Below are 21846 nucleotides of genomic sequence, written 5' to 3' on the forward strand. Positions count from 1 at the left end.
CAACCGCACAAGAACAACACGAGGTACACCATCATGACCGTGAAAATTTCCCACACTGCCGAGATCCAGAAGTTCTTCGAAGAGGCCGCAGGCTTTGGCAATGATGACGGCAGCCCGCGCCTGAAGCGCATTATCCAGCGGCTGCTGCACGACACCGCACGCCTGATCGAAGACCTGGACATCACCGACGACGAGTTCTGGTTGGCCGTCGACTACCTCAACCGCCTGGGCGGTCGCGGTGAGGCCGGGCTGCTGGTGGCGGGCCTAGGTATCGAGCACTTCCTCGACCTGCTGCAGGACGCCAAGGATGCAGAAGCCGGCTTGCTCGGCGGCACTCCCCGCACCATCGAAGGGCCCCTGTACGTGGCCGGCGCGCCGATTGCCCAAGGCGAGGTGCGCATGGACGATGGCAGCGAGGAGGGCGTAGCCATTGTGATGTTCCTGGAAGGCCAGGTACTCGATCCACAAGGCCAGCCGCTGCCAGGCGCCACCGTTGATCTGTGGCACGCGAACACCAAGGGCACCTATTCGTTCTTCGACCAGAGCCAGTCGGCGTACAACCTGCGTCGCCGCATCATCACCGATGCCGAAGGCCGCTACCGCGCACGCTCCATCATGCCGTCCGGGTACGGCTGCGACCCACAGGGGCCGACCCAGGAGTGCCTCGACCTGCTCGGTCGCCATGGCCAGCGCCCCGCGCATATCCACTTCTTCATTTCGGCGCCGGGGCACCGTCATCTGACCACCCAGATCAACCTGGCGGGCGACAAGTACCTGTGGGACGACTTTGCCTATGCGACACGCGATGGGTTGGTCGGTGAAGTGGTGTTCCACGAAAGTGCCGAAGGGCGCCATGCCGAACTGAAGTTCGATTTCCAGCTGCAAAAGGCGACGGACAACGACGCCGAACAGCGCAGCGGGCGCCCACGCGCTCTGCAGCAGGGCTGATCCAGCGAGGCGAGTTGCTCGCGGGTGAACCCGCTCCTACGGGTACTGCACAGGACCTGTAGGCGTGGGATTACCCGCGAAGCAAGCGACACGACAACAAGAGCCGGCAACACAACCCGGCCAGTAGTCTTACGAGAGGTCCAATGAAAGACCTGTTCAAAGATTGTTCGATGTCGGCCATCGTTGCCGGCTGCATCGCTACCCTGATTTCCTACGCAGGCCCGCTGGTCATCATCTTCCACGCTGCCGAGGCTGCCACTCTGTCCCATGGGCTGCTGTCGTCCTGGGTCTGGGCGGTGTCCATGGGCAGCGCCGTACTGGGTGGAGTGCTGAGTTTGCGTTACCGGGTACCGGTGGTGATCGCCTGGTCTATCCCGGGGTCGGCGCTGTTGGTCACTGCCTTGCCGCAACTGGGCATCGAACAAGCCGTCGGCGCCTACCTGGTGGCCAATCTGTTCCTGCTGCTGATCGGTATCAGCGGGGCGTTCGACCGCATCATCGCCCACTTGCCAGGCTCCATTGCAGCCGGCATGCAGGCGGGCATCCTGTTCAGCTTCGGTACCGAGGTGTTCCGCGCCTTGCCCACACAACCTGTGCTGGTGCTGGCGATGTTCGTCGCCTACCTGCTGATGCGCAGGGTACAGCCGCGCTACGCGGTGGCGGCGGTGCTGTGCGTTGGCGCTGCCGTTACCGTGACCAGTGGCGCATTTCGCAGCGAGGCGCTGGTGCTGCAACTGGCGACGCCGCAATGGATCACGCCGCAGTTCAGCCTGCCGGCGGTCTTCAGCCTGGCCCTGCCCATGGCGCTGGTGGCCCTGACCGGTCAGTTCATGCCCGGCATGGCGGTGCTGCGTACGGCCGGTTATTCGACACCCGCCAGCCCGCTGATCAGTGCCAGTGCGTTGGGCGGTGCGTTGCTCGCGCCGTTTGGTTGCCACGGCCTGAATCTGGCGGCCGTCACCGCCAGCCTATGCACCGGCCACGAAGCCCATGAAGACCCCCGTCGGCGTTACGTGGCGGCGGTCTGCGGCAGTGTCTTGTACCTGCTGCTGGGCATCGCCGGCGCCACATTGATGTCGCTGTTCGCGGCCTTTCCCGCCGCCCTGATCGCCGCACTCGCCGGCCTGGCCCTATACGGCGCGATCAGTGAGGCCTTGGCGCGCAGCCTGGCCGAGCCTGTCGAGCGCGATGCGGGGCTGTTCACCTTTCTGGTCACTGCGTCGGGCGTTTCTTTCCTGGGCTTGTCCGCCGCGTTCTGGGGCCTGCTGTTCGGCCTGCTGGCCCATGCGCTGCTCAGGTGGCGACGACCGCAAGTTCTTGGCGCCCTGCGCCGCAACCCGTGAAAGGAGCCTTGTCACCTGCCAAACCCGTGTTCCCAACGCTTCATCAATAAAAACAAGATCAAGAGAGCTTCGGAATGAACCACACCCCTTGCGTCGCCCTGGGGCTGACCTTGCTCAGCCAACCGCTTCTTGCCGCCGACGGCGGTTTCTTCGAGGATGCCAAGGCCACCCTTAGCGCCCGCAACTACTATTTCAGTCGTGACTTTTCCGACATTGTCGGTGCCAACCAGCAATCGAAAGCTGAGGAGTGGGCCCAGGGCTTCATTCTTGATTTCAAGTCAGGTTACACGCCGGGTACAGTTGGTTTCGGGGTGGATGCCCTGGGCCTGCTGGGCATCAAGCTCGACAGCAGCCCGGACCGGGTCAATACCGGGTTGCTGCCGGTGCAGGGTGATGGCCGGGCTGCCGATGAGTACAGCCGCCTGGCGCCAACCTTCAAGGCCAGGCTGTCGAAGACCGAACTGCGGGTTGGCGAACTGCAGCCCAACCTGCCCGTGTTGACCTTCAGTGATATCCGCTTGTTACCGCCAACCTACCAAGGTATGAGCCTGAGTTCGGCCGAGCTCGATGGCTTGACCGTGCAAGCAGGGCACCTGAGCTCGAGTCACCTGCGCAACGAAGCCGGTGATGGCAAGATGAACGCCATGCTCGGCCATGTGCCGCAGCGCCAGGCTCAAAGCGACGCCTTCAACTACGCGGGCGGTGACTATGCGTTCAACGCCAATCAAAGCAGCGTTAGTCTGTGGTATGGCCAACTCCAGGACATCTACGAGCAGGGTTTCGTTGGCCTCAAGCACAGCAAGCCGCTGGGCGATTGGGTGCTCAGTGCCAACCTGGGCTACTTCACGGCCCACGAAGATGGCGACGCACTGCTGGGCAACATCGACAACCAGGCGTTTTTCTCGCTGTTCACGGCCCGGCGTGGCGGACACAGCTTCCATGTGGGCTACCAGGGGATCTATGGCGACAGCCCGTTCCCACGGGTATTCGCCAATGTGTCGCCCTTGGGCAACGAGGTGCCGACCTATGAGTTCGCCTCTACCGATGAGCGGTCCTATCAGGTGCGCTACGACTACAATTTCGCGGCCATGGGCATTCCTGGACTGACCGCGACCGTACGCTACATCACCGGCGACAACGTCGACACAGGCCGTGACTACGAGGGGAGGGACCGCGAGCGCGATCTGGACCTTGGCTACGCCGTGCAGAGTGGCGTGTTCAAGGGGCTGGGCATTCGCCTGCGCAACGCCATGGCGCGTTCGAACTATCGCAGCGATATCGATGAGAATCGTGTGACGCTGGTGTACACCTGGCAGTTGTTCTGAAACGATGGCGGGGCTGCGATTGTGGCGCGAGGCGGCCCCGTGCCTACAGGACATCGCCGTCATTAGATTTGCGTTATTGGTGCGGACAACGGTAGGTTCCTGGTAACACTTCATCAGGAGTTTCACCTTGGACTCACTGACCCAAGCCGTGCTCGGCGCCGCGCTCCAAGGCACGGTGCTCGGCCGCATACAGGGCCGTCGCTCGCTGGCGTACGGCGCCTTGCTGGGTACCGTGCCGGACCTCGATGTGGTCATCCGCTATGCCGACCCGGTGTCGCAGATGACCTACCACCGCGGTTTCTCCCATTCCCTCTTCGTGCTCACCGGTCTGGCCCTGATGCTGGCGTGGTTGGTCGCCTGGCGCTGGCCCGACAAGGGCTACACGCGTGGGAGGTTGTTCCTCGCCTTCTGGCTCGTGCTGGTCACGCACCCGGTCCTCGATTCATTCACCGTCTACGGTACCCAGTTGTTCTGGCCACTACAGCTCACTCCGCTGAGCTGGGCCGCGGTGTTCATCATCGACCCGGTCTATACCGTGCCACTGCTGGCTGCGGTGTTCTACGCCGCCTGCAAGGGGTTGCAGGGACGGGGGGTGCGGGTGCTCTCACTGGCCCTGCTGTTCAGCAGCGCCTACCTGGGCTTTGGCCTGGCGGGCCGGATCACCGCCGAGCAGCGCTTTGCCGCGGCCCTCGACCAGCAAGGGGTCGTGGCGAGCGACGTGCGGGCTGTGCCCATGGCCTTCAACAGCCTGGTGTGGCGGGTGCTGGCCAAGACGCCGGATGGTGATTACTTCGAAGGTATCAGCAGCATTTTCGACCGCACACCGCCCGAGATGCAGCGCCTGTCGCGCAATCTGAACGTGGCCACGGCGCTCACAGACGCGCCCCTGCACAATCGCCTGCGCTGGTTCACCGATGACTGGCTGCGCTATGACGTGATTGGCGATGCGTTGGTGGTCACCGACCTGCGCATGGGGATTCCGGGCAACTACACCTTCCGCTTCGCCATGGCCCGCCGTGATGGCCAAGGGCGATGGATCGTGGATACGCCGACCTCTTGGCCGAAGGCGGGGGTGGGCGGCATGTTCAATGGCCATGACTTGGCGTTGATCTGGCGGCGCATCTTCGATCAACAGCCGCCGCTGCCGTTGGCGGCCTGGAATACTCAATACCTGGCCGAGCCCTGATCGGCTGGTCCGCTCGCGGGTCAACCCGCTCCCGCAGGCGCAGCACGGTATGGGCGTGGGTTTGCCCGCGAAGAGGTCGGAAAAACACTCAGCGACGTGCCCGCCTGCCGCTGACAAAATGCGCCACGTCATTGAATCCAGGCGTCGAGGCGTGACCTGGCGTGACCAACGAATCGATGAACGCTTCATCCTCTGCCGTGATCTTGACCTCCAGTGCCCCGGCATACGTGTCCCATTGCGCCTCGGTGCGCGGACCCACGATTGCCGAGCTCACCAGCTCGTTGTTCAGCACCCAGGCAATGGCGAATTCGACGATCCCTACGCCTTTGGCCTCGACGTAAGCCTGGATCTGGCGGGCAATGGTCAACGACTCCTGGCGCCATTCAACCTCCATGATCCGCCGGTCCTGGCGCGCCGCACGGCTACCGGCCTGCGGCGCTGCGCCGGGGGCATACTTGCCACTGAGCACGCCTCGGGCCAATGGGCTGAATGGCACCACGCCAAGGCCGTGGTAGGCCGCGGCCGTCATCTGCTCGGGCTCGGCCTGGCGGTTGACGATGTTGTACAGCGGCTGGCTTACCACTGGCTTGGCTACCCCCAGGCGCTCGGCCAGGTTGCAGATTTCGGCGATTCTCCAGCCACGGAAGTTGGATACGCCCCAGTAGCGGATCTTGCCTTGCTGCAGCAGGTCGCCAATGGCGCGCACGGACTCTTCCAGCGGAACCTTGTGGTCTTCACGGTGCAAGTAGTAGACGTCGAGGTAATCGAGGTCCATGCGCGTGAGTGTGGCGTCGATGGCATTGAAGATGTGCTTGCGCGACAGACCGCTGCGGTTGGGCAAGCCGTCGGCAGGCCCAAAGCCCACCTTGGATGCCACGATCCAGTCCTGCCGATGACGGGCGATCGCTTCACCGACGATTTCCTCGGCGCGGCCCGCGTTGTAGACGTCGGCCGTGTCGATGAAGTTGATACCTTGGTCCCAGGCCTTGTCGATGATCCGCAACGAGTCCTCGGTGCTGGTCTGCTCGCCGAACATCATGCTGCCCAGCGTCAGGGCTGAAACCTGCAGACCGCTGTGGCCGAGGGAGCGATAGATCATGCTGGGAAGTCCTTTGCAGTGGGGGTGTCCGTTCGTTTTACACAGGTTCAGCCAATCAGTTCAAGCGCCTGAGTCAGGCTCAGGGGCCGCTTCATCCGTTGCGACAACTGCGCCATCGCATCCGAATACCCCTGGGCAATCACCGCCTCGACCTGGTCGTCGACGCATTGCAAGGCAATGAAGTCGCCTTTTTCCGGCTCGCCGACGAATTCCATGCGGTTGAAGTCTCGTGCATGCCCGAGCACTTCATAGGTGCGCCCATGCTGGTAGGTCCAGAAGAACGGCACGTCATCGTAGCGCCGCTGTTGGCCGAGCATGTTGGCCGCAGCGATCACGCCTTGTTGCTGGGCCAGTCGCCAGTGCTCGATGCGTACCGGACGTCCCGAGAGGGGGAAGGTGGCGATGTCACCGGCGGCCCACAGTCCATCGGCTGCCTGCATGTGTGCATCGACGTTCAACGATTTGTCTTGGGCCATCACCAAGCCTTGGACGCAGCCAGTGGCCGGGCTGACACCGGTGCCCAGCAGAACCACGGAAGCGGCCAAGGTTTCGCCATTGGCCAGCACCACAGTGTCGACCTGGCCCTTTCCGGCCAGGCGTTCGACCTCGGTAGGTCCGTGGAAAATCACGCCCTTGCGCTCGTGCAGCGCGCGGATGCTGCGGCCGATGCGCTCCCCGAGCGGCTTGGCCAGCGGCACTTCATGACGGGTCACCACATGCACCTGGGCACCGTATTTGCGCAGTGCCGAGGCAGCTTCAAGGCCAATGAAGCCATCACCGACGATCACCACGGGATGCCCTGGTTCGGCGGCATCGAGCAGGCGGGCTGCGTCCTCGCGTGAGCGCAGGGTGAACACGCCAGGCAGCTCGACACCGTCGATGGCGGGGCGGTGCGGCTTGCCGCCAGTGGCAAGCAGGGCTGCGTCGTAGTCGATGTGCCTGCCGTCAGCAAGGGTAATCCGGCGCTTCTGCGTGTCCAGTACGCGCACCTTGCCGAACAGCCGCTCCAGGTGGCCTTTGCGAAGTGCCTCTGGCTCTAGCAATGCTGGCACTTCATCTGCGGGCATTTGCCCGGCGATGACGAATTTGCTCAGTGCGGTACGGTCGTAGGCGCTTTGGTGCTCCTGGTCGAGCCAGACCAGACGGCCACCAAAGCCGTGGGCCAGCAGCGTGGCGACCGCTGCCGAGCCAGCGGCGCCGGCACCGATCACCGCGAAACAACGGGCATCGCTGTGACGGGGTGGCTCGACCTGCGCCAGAGGTTGGTCGTCGACCCATACCGCTCCGTCCTTCACCCACGCCCGGTAACGGCGCAGATCGGTCAGCGCCGGGGGCTCGCAAACCGCGCCTTCATCGACGGCGAATGCAGCTTTGTGCCAGGGGCACACCAGCAGGCCGCCACAGACCATGCCCTCGTCGAGAGGCGCACCGGCATGGGGACAGTTGGCTTGGTAGGCGTGTACCTGGTCGCCCTGGAGGACCAGGACGAGCTCTTCGCTGCCGGCCTGCACGCGCAGGGGGCGACGGGGATCGAGTTGTTCGACGCGGGCGACGTTGTGCTGGGACATGAGGCTTCTCCAAATGGCCATTGCAACCATTTGACGCCTTTGCCTTTGGGGTGATGCAGCGAGCTGACGATCGGGTCGAGGATTGCTGGATGTTTCGCCGGCAAGCCGGCTCCTACGGACAGGAGCCCACTTGCTGGCGAACGGGCATCAATTGGTTTGGCAAGCGCGCAGCACGCCAGCGCGCGAAACGCGCAGGGCAACCAGGCTACCCAGCACGATCAACGCCGCCAGCGAGTACAGCGCCGCGTCGGTCGAGCCGGTCTGGTCCTTGATGAAGCCCACCAGGTAGGGGCTGAGGAAGCCGGCCATCTGGCCCACCGAGTTGATGATCGCCAAGCCCGCCACGGCGGCGCTCGCGCTCAGCAGTGCGGTCGGCATCGGCCAGAACATTGGCAGGCCGGTGAGGGCACCCATGGTGGCGATCGAAAGTCCGAGGATGGCAATGGTCGGGTTGCCTGCGAAGTTCACCGCGATCAGCAGGCCGGTGGCGCCCATCAGCATCGGTACCACAAGGTGCCAGCGGCGCTCGTTGCGCAGGTCCGCCGAGCGCCCGCAAAGGATCATGAACACACCCGCGAGCAAGTAGGGGATGGCGCTGAGCCAACCAATCAGCAGCGGGTTGTCGAAGCCCATGTTCTTGATGATCGACGGTAGCCAGAAGTTGATCGCGTAAACCCCGCTTTGGATGCAGAAGTAGACGAAGCCGAAGGTCCAGATCAACGGGTTGGTGAGCACACTGACTACGCTGTCACCCGTCGTGGCAGGCTTGCTGGCGGCGTCGGCCTTGAGGTCGGCTTCGATCAGCTGGCGTTCGGCTGGGCTCAGCCAGGCGGCTTTCTGGTAGCCGTCACTGAGCAGGCCGATGGCGAGCACGCCCAGTATGACGGTCGGCAGGCCCTGGATCAGGAACATCCACTGCCAACCGGCCAGGCCATGTTGGCCGGCGGCGAAGTGTTCGAGGATCCAACCGGAGAACGGCCCGCCCAGCAGGCCGGAGACCGGAATCGCCGACATGAACAGCGCCATGATGCGGCCACGACGATCAGCCGGGAACCAGCGCGAGAGATACAGCACTACGCCAGGGAAGAAGCCGGCCTCCGCGGCACCGGTCAGCAGGCGCAAGGTGTAGAACTCGGTGGGCGTGGTGACGAACAGCAGGCAGGTCGAGAGGCTACCCCAGGCGATCATCATCGCTGCGATCCAGCGTCGCGGACCGAAGCGGTTGAGCGCCAGGTTGCTGGGCAGTCCGCAAAGGACGTAGCCGATGAAGAATATCCCGGCGCCAAGGCCATAGACGGTTTCGCTGAACTGAAGTGCATCGAGCATCTGCAGCTTGGCGAAGCCGACGTTGACGCGGTCCAGGTAGTTGAACAGGTAGCAGATGAAAATGAACGGAATCAGCCGCAGCGTGATGCGCCGGTACAGCGCATTGCGGGTGGTGTCCGTGCCTTGGTCAAGGGCGGGGCTGTGTGCCATGATTGTGATCTCTGTTGTTATGGTTGTCGCCGCGTCGCCTGTTCCGGCGCTCGCCCTGAGGAGTCTCGGGGAGTGCGAGGCGGCTGTCTTTGTGCTTTTGCACAGTGTCCTGGGCGGGCTGCTGTGCCGTCGAACAAGCGGCCAGGGCGAGAGGATCGGCCAGTGATCATTTCAGCTTGGGGGCAATCAAGGCTAGAATGTAAGAAATCCAGTTTTGCCCGGAAGTGAACAACGGAGGCAACCATGGCGGCAAAAGCCTTAAAGCACGATCTTTCAGAGAAGGCAATTGACAATCTCGAGGTCAGCATCCCTCAAACGGCTGCTTGCGCGACATATGCTGCATATGTTCGTGCCTTGGCTGCAGGCCACACGGTGTTGCGGGTTGAAGGTTCCAACATTGTCGCAGCGAGTGCTGAAGGCGTTGTCCGCGTCGTGAACAAGACCAAGCCGCGCAGGAAAGTGACTGTTGGCGAAGTGGTCAAGGTGCGTCGGTTGGAAGCCAGTGCCTAGACTACGCGTTTTCGCTGGCCCAAACGGTTCGGGCAAATCAACCATAAAGGACCAAGTACCCCCTAACTTGATTTCGACCTATGTGAATGCGGACGATATCGAGAAGGAAGTAAAAGCCAGCGGCTTGCTCGACCTGGCTCAGTTCAACATCACTCCGACCTCCGAAGAGCTCCACGGGTTCTTGGGGCCACACCCGTTGATGCGCAAGGCTGGATTGGCGGGGACAGTGCAGGACATTGAATTGCACGGCCAGAAGGTCGACTTCAGTAAAGTGGAGATGAACTCTTACTACTCCTCGGTGATTTCCGATTTCATCCGGAACAAGCTGTTGGAACTCAAGGAAAGCTTCACTTTTGAAACCGTCATGTCGAGTGCGGACAAGGTCCGCTTTATCGAGTTGGCGCGAGCCAGCGGATATCGCACCTACCTTTATTTCGTCGCAACGGATTCAGTTGACATCAACATCAGTCGTGTAGCCAACCGAGTCAGCGATGGCGGGCACCCTGTCCCCGAAGACAAGATCCGGCAACGCTACGTACGCTCGCTAGAACTTCTGCCTTCCGCGGTTGCCGCTTCTAACCGGGCGTTCATTTTCGATAACTCCAGTGAGCAGTCGATCTTGCTGGCCGAGATCACCCATGGCACCGATCTGCGGTTCAACGTCGAGGAGCTCCCAGACTGGTTCGCGCAAGCGTACGTGGACAAAGTCATCTAGGCCCTCGGCCAAGCCACGCCTAACCTGCTGAGGAGCTGGAATGTTCGAACTGGACCACGACTTGGCTCAGGATATCGTCGACCGGGCGATGGCGATTTTGCCCTGCAACGTCAACGTCATGGACAGTCAGGGGTTGATCCTGGGCAGTGGCGAGTCTGAGCGCATCAATACCCGTCACGAAGGGGCCCAGCTGGTATTGGCCAACGGGCGGATCGTGGAGTTGGACGTGGATGCGGCCAAATGCCTGAAGGGTGTGCAGCCCGGGGTGAACCTGCCACTGATGCTCGATGGGCGGCTGATCGGCGTATTGGGGCTTACGGGTGACCCACGGCAGTTGCGCACCTATGGCGAACTGGTGCGGATGACCGCCGAAATGCTGCTGGCCCAGCGGCACCAGCAGGTGGAGCAGCAATGGCGGCGCCAGCGCTGCGATGACTTGCTGGCGCTGCTGCTGGGCGGCACCGGTGACTCGCCACGGCTTCTGGACGAAGCACAGCAGTTGGGGCTCAAGCCACAGTTGCCGCGCATACCCTACCTGTTCGAACTCAAGTCAGGCCCGCCTTCGGAGGCACTCTCGGCCTGGCTGATGAGCCGCTACCCGGACAGCTGGTGCGTAAGCCCCGCGCGCCAGTCCTTGCTGTGGTGCCGCCCCGCTGGCGTGGTTGTGGACGAATCCAGGCTGCTGGAGCGTTTGCAGCGCCATGGCTGGGAGGTCGAGCGGATGGCGCTGGGTACCGTGGCGCACAGCCTCGACCAGTTGCGCCGGGGCTACCGCCGCGTGCGGGACCTGCTGGCCTATGGACGCGAAGTCTTGCCCAATGAGCCACTGCTTAGCCTGGCGCGCTACCGGCTTCCGGCTCTGCTTTGGCGACATCGCAACGACGATGCGCTGGATGAGCTGCTGGAACCTTTGCAGCGCATACGGGCCAAGGATGTCAGTGGTCAACTGCTCGCCACGTTGCGGGCATGGTGTGCGCATGATGGGCAGAGCCAGGCCTGCGCCGACGCACTGGGTATCCACCGTAACAGTCTGCGCTACCGGCTGGAGCGCATTGCAGAGCTGAGTGAGGTCGATCCCTTGCGACTGGAAGGCATGCTAAGCCTGTACCTGGGGTTGCAATTGCTGCCCGCGGATTGACCTGGCCTCCAGGGGCAGGCATTTGCCCAATCATCCCTGCGAACGTGTTGTGCATTCGACCGAGGCCAGCCAGGCGGCCACCTGTCAGCATGCCGGTCATCTGGACAGGAGAATCCCCATGAAGATCGTCATCGCCCCCGACTCGTTCAAGGACAGCCTCGACGCGGCTGGCGTCGCCCGTGCCATCGCCGGTGGCCTGGCCGAGGTATGGCCGCATGCCGCGCTGGTTCAGTGCCCGATGGCGGACGGTGGCGAGGGCACCATGGAGGCGATCCTGGCGGCCAGCCATGGCGAGCTTCGTCGCCAGCGCGTGCGCGGCCCCCTGGGGGAACCTGTGGAAGCCGGTTGGGGGTGGTTGGCCGACAGCCGCACGGCAATTATCGAGATGGCCCAGGCCAGTGGCTTGCAACTGGTCCCGCCCGGCCAGCGCGATGCCTGCCGCACTAGCACTTGGGGTACCGGCGAGCTGGTTGCCGCTGCCCTGGCAGCCGGTGCCCAGCGGATTGTCCTGGCGATTGGTGGCAGCGCTACCAACGACGGTGGCAGCGGCATGTTGAGGGCACTGGGCTTGCGTTTGCTGGACGCCGACGGCCAGGCGCTGGAGGAGGGCGGCTTGGCCCTTTCCAGGCTGGCGCGTATCGATGCCAGTGGTCTCGACCTGCGCCTGCTGGACGTACAGGTCGAAGTGGCCGCCGACGTCGACAACCCCCTGTGTGGGCCCAATGGGGCTTCGGCGATCTTCGGCCCGCAGAAAGGCGCAAGCCCGGAGCAGGTGCAGGCGCTGGATCTGGCGCTGGGCCATTTTGCCGACCACTGTTCGCGGTTGCTGGGTGAGGATGTGCGTGATCTTCCAGGCTGCGGCGCCGCTGGCGGTATGGGCTTTGCGGCCAAGGCCTTCATGGGGGCGCGGTTTTGCCCTGGCGTGGAGGTGGTAGCCGACCTGGCGGGTCTGGACGCTTTGGTGCAGGGCGCTGACCTGGTCATTACAGGCGAAGGGCGTTTCGACGCCCAGACGCTGCGCGGCAAGACGCCGATGGGCGTCGCTCGGGTCGCCAAACGCCACGGTGTGCCGGTGGTGGTGCTGGCTGGGACCTTGGGTGAAGGCTATCAGCAGCTGTATGTCCACGGTATCGACGCTGCATTCGCCCTGGCCAACGGGCCGATGAGCCTGGAGCATGCCTGTGCCAACGCCCCGGCGCTACTGCATGCCAGAGCACGTGATATCGCCCGGCTGTGGCGTATCGCCCGTCAAGCGGTTGCCCCCTCGGCATAAGCAACACCCCTGATCCGAGCCACTGCGCTGTTTTTCTGTTGGAACGGCCTGGCGCTGCGCGCGAGGCCGCTCTCACAACGACCCCAGAAATACTTAAATCATCTCTGACTGATATCCCTCCGGAAATCGGGGGCCAAACGGCCTTTGTCCATCAGCAAAAGGCACCGTTTGGTGCGCAAAAGCCCACTATTTGACCCGCTTTGATACTTTTCAGCGCTCACCGCACTGTTGAATTAAGTATTTTACTTACCCTCCGCGCTCGCCAATTCTCGCCCCTGTTTTTTCCAGAGGGCGAGTCGATGCTAGTTCACAGCGACAAGGATTACGGCGTACTGAAGGACGCAGAACGCGAACTTCAGGTGCACATCGGGCGCATTCCCGACGCCGGTTTTTATGAGCGTAAATTGCAAGCCGCATGGACCAGGGCGCGCCAGAGTGCCCAGTACGCGAACATCGGCCACTACCAATTCTCGGCGTTCCAGCAACTGCCGCCGACCCCAAAAGCCTTGCTCAAAAGCCAACCGCTTCAATTCTGCACGGTGGCACTCAGCGAGGCCGCCAAGTACTACGCCACCACTGGCACCACCGGTGAGCCGACACCCACCCCACGTCTGAAACAGGACATCATCTGGAACGCCGTCAGCGTCGCCGGGCACTGGCGCGCGGTGCTGCAGCCCGGCACGCGGGTCGCCAGCCTGATGCCGTCGGATATCGTCCCGGTAGGCGACTTGATTGCCCATGTCTGTGAGTACCTGGACGTTTCCCATGTACGGCTTTACCCCTTCACCACCGGGATCACCGACTGGGAGCGGGTGTGCAAGACATTCGCCAGCTATCGCCCGACGGTGATGTTCATTGCTCCGGGCGTGCTGGTGCAACTGACACGCTTTCTGAAGCAGCGCGGGCTGCTGGAGGGTTTCGCTGAGTCGGTGCGCACGGTCATGCTGCTGGGTGAGGTCAATACCAGGCCATTGCGCGAACGCCTGGCCCGTGAATGGCGCTGCGATGTGTTCGACGCCAGTTATGGCAGTACCGAAACTGGGACGCTGGCAGTGGTGGGCGAAGATCAGCAGATGCGCCTGGCGACGGCGACCAACTATTTCGAACTGCTGCTGCCCGACGGGCAACTGGTGACGCCGGCCGAAGGCCTGACCGGGCGCTTGGTGGTCACGCCGCTCAACCTGTTCGCCCGCCCACTGTTGCGTCTGGACACCGGCGACAGCGTCACCATCACCGCGCCATGGATACCGGGCCAGGCCAGCCCGAGCGTGCTGGTCAACGGCCGGGACAGCGACACCGTGGTGGTGGCTGGTGCCGACCTGGATATCCGCGCGGTCGAAGAGGTGGTGTACGGCACTTGCAATGCCACCGGCTATGTCATCGAAATCGACCGCCAGGCCGATAGCGCCGCGCTGATCCTGGAACGTGACGTGGACTGGGACAGCGGCGCGGAACAACACCTGCAGGCTCAGTTGCTGGTGCGCTCGCAGCAGCGCATGGGGTTGCGTTGGAGCCGGGTGTTGTTCGTCAACAACCTGTCGGCCGTGAACAAGAGCGGCGCATCGCAAAAGAGTTGGAAGAAGACCAACCTGCGCTTCGTCGGAGGCCAGCCATGATCGGGCCACGGTTCCCCGAAGGGCATGGGCTGGCCAACGGTCAGCCGGACCTGTGGTGCACCTACGCAGCCATTCGCAGCCTCGCCTGGGTCGAGCGGTTGGACGCCGTGGACAGCCTCGCCCTGCAGCGCTACATCCAGTCCCGGCGCAACCGCGATGGCGGCTTTGCCTGGAGCAAAGGCATGCCGTCCGATGCATGGGCCACTTTCTATTGCACCCAGACACTCCAGGACCTGGGCATCGCCGTTGACCGATCCGAGGAAACCGCCCACTGGCTTCACAGCCTGTTCGACGGCGAGGCCTACGCCATGTGCCCAGGACAGACCGCAGACGTTTGGGCCACGCATTACGCCTTGCGCACCTTGATCGAGGTCTGTGCAGGCAAGGTGGCCGAGGTGCAGGCGCTGTACACCTGGCTGGGCGGTTTGCAGTGCGCCAATGGTGGTTTGAGCTGGTCCGCCGATTTCGCCCAACGCAACCACGCCGATACGCGGGCCTGCTTTTACGGGGTGATGGCGGCACGCGCCCTGGCAAGCCAAGGGTTGCCAGCACCTGATTGGAACATCGACAAGTTGATTGGCTGGTTGCAAGCCCAGCAGACGGATAGCGGCGGGTTTCGCTTCAGCGAGGCCGCCGACGTGCCGTGCCTGTGGGCGACCTACCGTGCCACAGCCAGCCTTGCGGTATTGCAGGCCGAGCCCTTGGGTCGCAGCGAATGCATTGCCTGGATCGCGTCCCTGGTAGGCCCGACGGGTGCTTTCGTGCGCTGGTCTGGTTACGACGGCGAGGATGTCTGGGCGGCGTTCTGCGCCGTGGGCACGCTCAAGGCCCTGAATGAACCCTTGGGACACCTTGCAGACGACGTGGCCAGGTTCATTGCCAGCCTGGCCGTGCCTGAAGGCGGCTACACCTACCGCCGTCAGGACGATGCCGCGGATGTGCTGACCACCGCGGCGGCCATACTCGGCGGCGTCTTGCCGCCTGCACGGCAAGCGGAGGCGCTGCGCTGGATCGAAGGCTGCCAGATGCCCAACGAGCCGGGGGTGATGTACATGCCCGGACGGGGTGCCGAAGTGCGTTGCAGCAACTGGGCCCTGGCGGCTGGCGCGTTCGCTGACTTGCCGGCATCGCGCGGGGCCATCGGCCAATGGCTGGCCACGCTGCAGAACCCTGACGGCGGCTTCGGTTTCTGGGAGGGGCGAGGCTCGGACATGGTCTCCACCGCATCGGCGGTGGCGGTACTGCGGCAGCTGAACGACGACGCAGGCGTCGATCTGGCGCAGTTGGAGGCGTTCGTGGCCAGCTGCCGGCAGTCCGGCGGCCACGCAACCTACCCGCGCGGGCAGGCCACCTTGCGCGCTTCGCTGCAGGCGCTCGGTTGCCTGGCGTTCATTGGCCAGGATGTCAGGCAAGCGGTCATGCCATTGCTGGAGGCACACAAGGTACCCCAGGGCGGCTTCGCCAACCAGGGCCGGCGCATTCCGGACTTGCTCAGCACTTACCAGGCTATGGCGCTGATGAGCGATCTGGACATTACGTGCGACCTTGCGCACCTGCGCTTTTTCCTCGGCAAGATACGCAGCGAGCAGGGCTATGCCTGGTCGCCGCTGTACCTGCCTGGGCATGACGCGCTGTCGACCTGCCTGGGGCGGCTGCTGGAAGCCTTTGCCGAGGGCAAGCGCCAGCGCCTACCCAACCTGTATTTGTCGTGAGGTGCGGCGATGCCAACCATCACCGTATCGAGCGCTGCGCTGCAACCTGTGGAACGCAAGCGTGTGGCCCTGGCGTGTACCCGGCAGCTCAAGCAGCTCGGGGCTGACCCGGCGCATTGCCTGGTGTTGTTCGAAACGTTGCCCCCGGGCCATGCCTTCAGTGCGGGCATGCCGTTGCCCAGTGCCGATCAGCACGGGGCGCCTTTGCAGTTTCACCTGCGTATCACGCTGTCGGTCGAGCGCGACCTGCAGCAACAACAGCGGTTGGCTCAGGGGCTGCACAGCTGTCTGCGCAGTGTGTACCCGAGCGCCTTCATCTACATCCACATCAACCTGATCGAGCCCGCGCAGGTGTACTACAGCGCTGGCCCGGAACTGATCAATGCCGACCACCGACAAGGAAGCACAGTCTCGTGACACACCACACCCATGAACACCGCATTCGCCAGGCCCTTGCGCAATTGCTCGGCCCGGAAGTCGAACTGATCGGTATGCGCGATAGCTTCCGCGAGTTTCTCGGCGAGCGTTTCGACAGCCTGATGGCGGTCGAGGTCGTTACCGTCATCGAGGCTAGTTTTGGCTTCGAAGTGGATTACCTCAGCGACGATATTCGCTTCTGGTTCGAAACCCTGGAAAAGATGGACCAGTTCATCGGCCAGAAACTCGAAGACCAGTTGACCTTGCAGGCCGTCCAATGAGCGCCGACCACCTGTTCACGACCTCCGGCACAACCGCCGCCCCCCGTCAGTGGCTACGTAGCCAGGCGCAGATGGTCAGTGAAGCGGCGCTGATCTACGGCAAGTGGTCGCCAGCCGTTGGCGAGATCATCTCCTTCGCGCCGACCCGCCACAGCTACGGCATGATCCTCGGCCAGGTTGGCGCCCAGGTGATGAACGCACGCTTGCAAGTCTGCTCGCTCGAGCGCCAGCAGTTGCCGACGCTCGAGGGTGAAGGCGCGTGCGTGATCCTCGCCATTGCCAGCACTTGGCGGGTGTTGCCGATGTTGCTCAAGCAACTGGCCGACCGACGCCAGGTGCTGGTGGTGCACAGCGCTTCTGTACTGCCTCCAGGCGCGCTGGCCACGGTGCATCGCTTTGCGGGGCCGCAGGTCGGCTTCGTCGAGTTGTTGGGCTCTACCGAAACCGGTGCCATGGCCTACCGCGAGTTGCAGGGGACTAGCACGCCAGCGCAACCGTGGACGCTGTTGGACGATGTCACATTGTTCAGCCAGATAGGCGAGGTCGGCCCATTGGAGGTCGGCAGCTCGCGCATCGCGCGAGCGCACGGCGCCGATGCAGCCGCCGCCCGACATCGTTGCGATGACCTGGTCCAGCCACTGGATGCCCGGCGGCTGCTGTGGGTCGGTCGCGCCAGCAGCCTGATCAAGGTCAACGGTCTGCGTCTGGACCTGGCCAGCCTGGCCAGCGACCTCAGCCAGCGCCTGGAGTGCCCGGCCTTGGCCTGCGTACCGCGGCGCGATGCACTGCGCGCCGAAACCTTCGAGGTGCTGTACAGCTCCGGCACGCTCACCGAGCAGGCGGTGCTGAACGCCTTCGATCACCTGGCCCCCGGCCACCCACGACCGGCCGCCGTACGTCGTGTCGTCGATCTCCCCCTGTCCGCCACCGGCAAGCCCCAGGTATGGGCCGCCTCATCTTCTGTCAAGGAATGCAAGCATGACCCACGCTAATACCCAAGACACCATCGCCCATTACTTCAATCACTGCGGCGCCGATGCCGCTATCGGCCGCGAGCAGCCGGAGTACCTGGCGCTGAGCCTGCGCAAGCGGCTCGAACTGCTGGAGCGCAACCCGGCGCTGGCCGCCGATTGGGCTGCGCAATATGAACAGTGGTGTACACATGCCGACAGCGATTACCGCTGCCTGACCAGCACGCGAGCGGTCATTGCCCCCTGGTTCCGCCTGGGTGTGAAGGACACCGTGGACGTCGCCGGGCTGCCGACCCGCCTTGGCCTGCGCAGCTACCGGCACTACCCCAAGCGCACCGCTCAGGCCCTGGTGTCCCTCGACCCCCGCATCGCACTGACCAGCAAGGTCGCCACCACCGAGCTCAACATCGGCTTCGGCGCGGGTTGTCGCAATCCGCATTTCCCGACGATCGATCCGTCCGGATCGAGCACCGGTTCCGCGGTCTCGGTCGCTGCTCGATTGTGCGACATCTCGCTGGGCACCGATGTGCTTGGTTCGGTGCGCTGGCCCGCGTCCCATTGCGGCATGATCGGCTTACGCATGACGCAGAAGGCCGAAAGCCTTGGCGGGGTGTTCCCGTTGTCGCCGCGCATGGATGCCCTGGGATGGGTCACCCGCAGCGCCGATGACCTGGACCTGCTGTTCCCGTTGCTGGGCCTGGAGCCTCTGCTGGGCGAGCAACTGCCCGTCAAGCCCCGCTACCGCATCGGTGTGCTGGAGCACGCCCTGGACCCGGCGCTGACCAGCACGGCGATGCTCGAGATGCTGGCCAAGGCGTGCAGCGCATTGGCCGACCTGGGCATGCCACCTTGCGAGGTGTCCATGCCTGAACTGTGGGCCCGACGGGGTGATGCCTGGCAGTTGTGCGCGCGTGACGCCTGGTTGGCCTCGGCGGCCTGGGCACGCCAATTCGATTGCGAACTGCACTGGTCGACCAACAGCGCCCTGGCGGTCGGGGCTGGGGTCAGTGACAGCGACTACCAGCGGATTCACCAGCACATGGACCAGGTGCGCGCTGGTATTGGCCCCTGGTTCGACAACGCCAAGGTGGACTTCGTGATCTTTCCCATGGATCCGAACCGGCCCTTCGACCGCCGTAACCCTCAGCCGGGCGACTCGACCATTCCATCGCCGGCCGATGAGGGTTACGCACAGAAAATCGGTTTCACCCCGCTGGCCAGCTTCAGTGGGCTTCCCGCGATCACTGTGCCGATCTGCGTCAGCGCCGACGGCAAGGCGCCGCTGGCCGTGCAGATCATGGGCCGGCGCGATAGCGAGCGGCAGTTGGTGGATATCGCCAAGCGCCTGCAAGCGCTGGTGGGCGCACTACCTACCCGTCGTCCCGTGGTGTAAGGAGTTCGCCTATGTGTGGAATCACAGGCTGGGTGGACTACACCCGCGACCTGACACATCAAACCTGCGTCCTTGGCGCCATGACCGAAACCCTGGCGTTGCGGGGGCCGGACGCCAGTGGCCACTGGCAACACCGCCATGCGCTGCTGGGCCATCGTCGGCTGGCGATCATCGACCTGAGCGGCGGTGTGCAACCGATGACCTACCGCTTCGCCAACGGCCAGGAGGTGGCGTTGGTATACACCGGCGAGGTCTATAACCATGACGCGCTGCGGGACCGTCTGCGCAGGGCGGGTCATGTCTTCGTCACACGCAGCGACACCGAAGTGGTGCTACACGCGTACCTGGAGTGGGGCGAGCGCTGCTGCGAGTACTTCAGCGGGATGTTCGCTTTCGCCCTGTTCGACGAGCGCGACGGCCACTGCCTGCTGGTACGTGACCGGCTGGGTGTCAAGCCGCTGTACTACGCGCACCACCATCAAGGCCTGCTGTTCGGCTCCGAGAGCAAGGCGATCCTTGCCCATCCGGCGTTCGAACGCGCGCTGGATGTGGTCGGCCTGGTGGACGCCCTAAGCCTGGCCCGTGGCACGCCCCGCACGGCCTTGCGCGGTATCGTCGAACTGCCGCCGGGGCACCGGTTGTCCTGGCGGCCCAACGGGCAGATGAAGGTCTGCCGCTATTGGCAATTGCAGCGACGCGAGCACCAGGACGACGTGTCGACCACCGTCGAACGCACCCGCGAGCTGCTGGCAAACGCCTTGGGCGAACAATTGCACGCGGACGTCCCGGTGTGCTCCCTGCTGTCCGGTGGGCTGGATTCCACGCTGCTCACCGCCCTGGCTCAGCAGCGCCTTTGGGCAGAGCAGGGCGGTAAGGTCAATTCGTTCTCGGTGGATTTCGTCGGCCAGGCCGAACAGTTCCAGGCCGATGCGTTTCGTCCCGAGCGCGACCAGCCCTACGCGTTGGCTGCCGCTGAGCACATCGGCAGCCGGCACCAGACCATCCTGATCGACAACCGCCAACTGGTCGCCGAGCAAGCACGTCTGGCGGTGTACCGCGCCAACGATTCGGCCGCCACGTTCGGCGACGTCGACACCTCGCTGTACCTGCTGTTCAAGGCGATTCGTGAGCACTCCACAGTGGCCATTTCCGGTGAAGCCGCAGACGAAGTATTCGGTGGTTACGCCTGGTTCCGAGACCCCCAGGCCATTGCCGCGCCGCGCTTGCCGTGGCTGTCACGCATGCAGTTACTGCAAGCGGAGCTGATCAATCCGGAGTTCGACCGCTTGTGCAACTTCGCTGAACATCAGGACAACGTATACCGCCAGGCGCTGGAGGCGGTCGAGCACCTGACAGCGGATACGCCGCACGAGCGGCGCATGCGCGAGATCTGCCACCTGCACCTGCACCACTGGCTGCCGACTCTGCTCGACCGCAAGGACCGCCTGAGCATGGCGGCAAGCCTGGAAGTGCGTGTGCCGTTCACCGACCATGCCCTGGTGGAATACGTGTACAACGTACCCTGGTCGATCAAGGGCCATGGCGGTGAAGAGAAGTGGCTGCTCAAGCAGGCCGGTGCCGATCTGTTGCCGCCATCGGTGCTGGCCCGACGCAAGAGCCCGTACCCGACCTCGGCGAACCTGGCCTACGAGCGCTTCCTGCGGGAGCGCTCACGGCAACTGCTGAGCGACGTCGCCAGCCCGGTTTTCCAGATCATCGACCACCGTCGCCTGGCTTGCGAGCTGCAGCAGCCCCAGGGCTATTTCAACTCGCAGCTGCGTCGCAACAACCTGGAAACGGCGTTGGCACTGGACACCTGGTTGCGTGAGTACGGGTTAACGGTGTAGTTCGCGCTGGTCGATGCCATCCAGGATGATCGGGTTCTGGATGGTGTCGCTGAAGCGCCGTGGCGCGCCGACATCGAGCATGGAAATAAAACTGCCCAGGGCGGGGGAGGCGTTCTGGATGTTCCAGTTCATGTACAGGCCCATGGTCGGAACGGGCTGGTCCTTGATCGGGCGGATCGGCCGGAATTGCACGCGGTCGCGCAAGGTCGAATAGGCAATGGATTCGGGTACCAGGGCTACACCGAAACCACAGGCTACCAGGCCGATCAGGGTATGGATCTGCGCAGCTTCCTGGACGATTTTCGGATAGAAACCCGCCGATTCGCACAGGGCGATCAACTGACTGTGATAGCCGCTGCCCAGGGCCTGTGGGGTGAACACGAAGTCGTCTTCGGCGAAGTCGCGCAGGTCGACCACCGGCTGCGTCACCCGTGGGTGACTGGCCGGCAAGGCCATCACGATCTGCTCGTTCAGCAGCAGGCGTGACTCGATGGTGTCGGGCGGCATGGGGAGCTTGCGCATGAAGCCGATGTCGGCTTCGCCAGCCATCAGTGCCTTGGCCTGGGAGGCCGAAGGCATCTCGCGAATGGTCAGGCGCACGTTGGGGTACGTTTCGCGGAATCGTCGCAGCGTACTGAGCAAGGACTCGTAGTAGGCGATGGAAATGGCGGTGATGGTCAGCTTGCCGCAGATGCCTTCGGAGACATTACGGGCGTACTCGATGCCTTGTTCCAGTTCCTTGAGCGTGCGGTAGGCCGTTTCCAGGAAGGCCATGCCCGCTGCGGTGAGCTTGACCCCGCGCTTGTTGCGCAGGAACAGGCTGAAGCCCAGTTTTTCCTCAAGTCTGTTGATCGCCTGGCTCAGGGGTGGTTGCGCCATGTGCAGGCGGATGGCTGCTTTGTGAAAGTGCAACTCCTCAGCCACGGCAATGAACTGCCTGAGCAAACGTGTCTCGATCATTCTCCGTTCCTTCATCGAGCCGAACTGGTGCCAGCGGGGCTGCACCCCCAACCCTGCGAGGCGGCAAT

Annotated in this window: 19 protein-coding genes; 15 read left to right on the top strand and 4 right to left on the bottom strand. The window is 63.6% G+C overall.

Going from position 1 to position 21846, the window contains the following annotated elements; translation table 11 throughout:
- Positions 1 to 33: 33 nt before the first annotated feature.
- From catA to IF103_RS11750, 4 genes are all read left to right on the top strand, one after another.
- Positions 34 to 948: a catechol 1,2-dioxygenase gene (catA, locus tag IF103_RS11735; protein WP_202676137.1), complete on the top strand. Its 915-nt coding sequence runs from the start codon at positions 34 to 36 to the stop codon at positions 946 to 948.
- Between the two features lie 143 nt (positions 949 to 1091).
- On the top strand, positions 1092 to 2291 hold the full coding sequence (locus tag IF103_RS11740) for a benzoate/H(+) symporter BenE family transporter (protein WP_202676138.1): 1200 nt from the start codon (positions 1092 to 1094) through the stop codon (positions 2289 to 2291).
- A gap of 74 nt (positions 2292 to 2365) precedes the next feature.
- Entirely contained in the window at positions 2366 to 3616 is a 1251-nt protein-coding gene (locus IF103_RS11745) for an OprD family porin (protein ID WP_023380508.1), read from the top strand.
- Between the two features lie 127 nt (positions 3617 to 3743).
- The gene (locus IF103_RS11750; RefSeq protein ID WP_202676139.1) at positions 3744 to 4802 is read left to right on the top strand and encodes a metal-dependent hydrolase; all 1059 of its coding nucleotides are present in this window, start codon (positions 3744 to 3746) and stop codon (positions 4800 to 4802) included.
- Positions 4803 to 4890: 88 nt separating this feature from the next.
- Here IF103_RS11750 and IF103_RS11755 read toward each other — a convergent pair whose 3' ends face one another.
- The 3 genes from IF103_RS11755 to IF103_RS11765 all read right to left on the bottom strand — a co-directional run bounded on the left by IF103_RS11755 (position 4891) and on the right by IF103_RS11765 (position 8945).
- The gene (locus IF103_RS11755; RefSeq protein ID WP_023380511.1) at positions 4891 to 5901 is read right to left on the bottom strand and encodes an aldo/keto reductase; all 1011 of its coding nucleotides are present in this window, start codon (positions 5899 to 5901) and stop codon (positions 4891 to 4893) included.
- 47 nt (positions 5902 to 5948) lie between these two features.
- Positions 5949 to 7469 (bottom strand): FAD-dependent oxidoreductase, encoded by a 1521-nt coding sequence (locus IF103_RS11760; RefSeq protein ID WP_023380512.1) that lies wholly within the window; start codon positions 7467 to 7469, stop codon positions 5949 to 5951.
- 147 nt (positions 7470 to 7616) lie between these two features.
- Entirely contained in the window at positions 7617 to 8945 is a 1329-nt protein-coding gene (locus IF103_RS11765; protein WP_023380513.1) for an MFS transporter, read from the bottom strand.
- A gap of 243 nt (positions 8946 to 9188) precedes the next feature.
- On the opposite strand from IF103_RS11765, the gene IF103_RS11770 reads away from it, so the two are divergent.
- The 11 genes from IF103_RS11770 (at position 9189) to asnB (ending at position 20818) form a co-directional block, all read left to right on the top strand.
- A complete protein-coding gene (locus IF103_RS11770) occupies positions 9189 to 9455 on the top strand; it encodes a hypothetical protein (RefSeq protein WP_023380514.1) in 267 nt (88 codons plus the stop codon).
- Between the two features lie 67 nt (positions 9456 to 9522).
- On the top strand, positions 9523 to 10170 hold the full coding sequence (locus IF103_RS11775) for an ATPase (protein ID WP_023380515.1): 648 nt from the start codon (positions 9523 to 9525) through the stop codon (positions 10168 to 10170).
- A gap of 40 nt (positions 10171 to 10210) precedes the next feature.
- Entirely contained in the window at positions 10211 to 11308 is a 1098-nt protein-coding gene (locus tag IF103_RS11780; protein WP_023380517.1) for a sugar diacid recognition domain-containing protein, read from the top strand.
- A gap of 118 nt (positions 11309 to 11426) precedes the next feature.
- On the top strand, positions 11427 to 12581 hold the full coding sequence (locus IF103_RS11785) for a glycerate kinase (RefSeq protein ID WP_104883952.1): 1155 nt from the start codon (positions 11427 to 11429) through the stop codon (positions 12579 to 12581).
- Positions 12582 to 12880: 299 nt separating this feature from the next.
- Positions 12881 to 14197: an AMP-binding protein gene (locus IF103_RS11790; RefSeq protein WP_023380520.1), complete on the top strand. Its 1317-nt coding sequence runs from the start codon at positions 12881 to 12883 to the stop codon at positions 14195 to 14197.
- Entirely contained in the window at positions 14194 to 15909 is a 1716-nt protein-coding gene (locus IF103_RS11795; protein WP_104883951.1) for a prenyltransferase/squalene oxidase repeat-containing protein, read from the top strand. The genes IF103_RS11790 and IF103_RS11795 overlap by 4 nt, the downstream gene beginning before the upstream one ends.
- A 9-nt stretch (positions 15910 to 15918) precedes the next feature.
- Positions 15919 to 16326, top strand: coding sequence for a hypothetical protein (locus tag IF103_RS11800; protein ID WP_023380523.1), 408 nt, complete (start codon positions 15919 to 15921; stop codon positions 16324 to 16326).
- Positions 16323 to 16607, top strand: coding sequence for an acyl carrier protein (locus tag IF103_RS11805; RefSeq protein ID WP_104883950.1), 285 nt, complete (start codon positions 16323 to 16325; stop codon positions 16605 to 16607). Before IF103_RS11800 ends, IF103_RS11805 begins: the two co-directional genes overlap by 4 nt.
- The gene (locus IF103_RS11810; RefSeq protein WP_023380526.1) at positions 16604 to 17599 is read left to right on the top strand and encodes an acyl-CoA synthetase family protein; all 996 of its coding nucleotides are present in this window, start codon (positions 16604 to 16606) and stop codon (positions 17597 to 17599) included. The genes IF103_RS11805 and IF103_RS11810 overlap by 4 nt, the downstream gene beginning before the upstream one ends.
- Positions 17586 to 18971 carry an amidase family protein gene (locus tag IF103_RS11815; RefSeq protein ID WP_027906974.1) on the top strand — a complete coding sequence of 462 codons (1386 nt, stop codon included), beginning with the start codon at positions 17586 to 17588 and terminating at the stop codon, positions 18969 to 18971. Before IF103_RS11810 ends, IF103_RS11815 begins: the two co-directional genes overlap by 14 nt.
- An 11-nt stretch (positions 18972 to 18982) precedes the next feature.
- Positions 18983 to 20818, top strand: coding sequence for an asparagine synthase (glutamine-hydrolyzing) (gene asnB, locus IF103_RS11820; RefSeq protein WP_104883949.1), 1836 nt, complete (start codon positions 18983 to 18985; stop codon positions 20816 to 20818).
- On the opposite strand, the gene IF103_RS11825 is transcribed toward asnB, so the two are convergent.
- A complete protein-coding gene (locus IF103_RS11825) occupies positions 20807 to 21778 on the bottom strand; it encodes a LysR family transcriptional regulator (protein WP_104883948.1) in 972 nt (323 codons plus the stop codon). The genes asnB and IF103_RS11825 overlap by 12 nt on opposite strands.
- Positions 21779 to 21846: the final 68 nt, after the last annotated feature.

The organism is Pseudomonas sp. SK2 (genome assembly GCF_016772395.1).
In the GTDB taxonomy this organism is placed as follows: domain Bacteria; phylum Pseudomonadota; class Gammaproteobacteria; order Pseudomonadales; family Pseudomonadaceae; genus Aquipseudomonas; species Aquipseudomonas taiwanensis.